Source organism: Diplocloster modestus (assembly GCF_019042245.1).
Classification (GTDB): Bacteria; Bacillota; Clostridia; order Lachnospirales; family Lachnospiraceae; genus Diplocloster; species Diplocloster modestus.
On the sequence record NZ_JAHQCX010000037.1, the window covers coordinates 1 to 1,451 of the forward strand.

The following is a 1,451-nucleotide window of genomic DNA, read 5'->3' on the forward strand; positions in this document are numbered from 1 at the left end:
ACAGTTGATATTTACTCTTTCATATCAGTATGATATCTTTGTAGTTCCTTCTGGCAGCAGTAGAAGGAGATTTCTATGAGTAAATATATTCCTGGTAATCAGAAGCACCTCTCCCTTGAGGATCGCGTTTTTATTGAGAATTCCTTGAATCAGGGTCTCTCTTTTAAAGAGATAGCCAAGTATCTGTGCAAGGACCCAACCACAATCTCTAAGGAGGTCAAGGCCAGGCGTGCTTCGGATTGGTATCACAAAGGAACTTTCTATAATGCTAAGAACTTCTGTGTCCACAGATATTCATGCCGCAAGGTCAATGTCTGCGACAAGATTCTCGTATGCGGTATCAAATGTAGCTCCTGCCCTACCTGCAATCAAACCTGCAATGTTTTCGAGAAAGAACAGTGCTCCAGACTGAATAAGGCTCCCTTTGTCTGCAATGGGTGCAGCAAGAAAATCTCTCACTGTACTATTGCACACAAATATACTTACAATGCCAGATTTGCCGACCGCAAATATCGCGAACTGCTCAGTGATTCCCGTTCAGGTATCCCAATCACAAAACATGAACTTCGCCAAAAGGACCAGATTGTCACTCCGCTAATACAGCAGGGACAGTCACCGTACCAGATCGCAGTGAATCATCCTGAGCTGGACATGTCTGTACGTTCCATCTACGCCTACATTGACAAAGGACTCTTTTCTTCCAGAAACATTGATCTGAAACGCAAACCAAAGTTCAGACCTCGGAAGTGCCATAAAACGCAGATCACAGATCGCTCTGTTTTTATCAATCGCACCTATCTGGATTTTCAATCATTAGGTCTTGATTCGTTTGTAGAAATGGATACCGTGCATTCCTCCCGTGAGTCAAAGAAGACGCTGCTGACGTTCTATTTTACCGAACAGAAGCTGTTTCTCGCATTTTTGATGAATCGCTGCACCAAAGGTGCTGTACGACTTGTATTTGAGCATCTGGAAAAGCGCCTTGGTACATTTGAATTCATTTCTCTGTTTGAATACGTATTGACAGATCGAGGCTCTGAATTTGGTGATCCTAACGCTTTGGAAACCGGAACCAATGCAATCCAACGCTGTAGTCTTTATTACTGTGACCCAATGCGCAGCGGTCAAAAAGGTGGGGTTGAAAATGTCCATACTATGCTCCGCATGGTACTTCCTAAGGGAAACAGCTTTGAGTTTCTGACACAGTGGGATGTAAATCTGATTGTGAACCACATCAATTCAACACCTCGTGAAAGTCTTGGTGGTAAAACACCGTATGCTCTGGCCTTATCGGCCTTTGGTGAAGACACTTTAAAAGCACTTCAGCTTAGGTGCATTAACCCTGACGAGGTCAATCTGACACCTAAGCTGATTCGCTTCAACCGTTAACTAACCTGAAAAAATCTGCTGCCGGACTGGAAGTAAACTTTTCATATTTTTTGAATGGGGCT

General features: G+C 43.5%; 1 protein-coding gene. It reads left to right on the forward strand.

What is annotated here, in order from left to right; genetic code table 11:
• Positions 1–75: 75 nt before the first annotated feature.
• Positions 76–1,389, forward strand: coding sequence for an IS30 family transposase (locus tag KTH90_RS24675; protein ID WP_158353511.1), 1,314 nt, complete (start codon positions 76–78; stop codon positions 1,387–1,389).
• The last annotated feature ends 62 nt before the right edge of the window (positions 1,390–1,451 follow it).

What these genes read in the sequence shown, in the direction of transcription:
- KTH90_RS24675 (WP_158353511.1), top strand. Translation starts at nt 76, where the DNA reads ATGAGTAAATATATTCCTGGTAATCAGAAGCACCTCTCCCTTGAGGAT.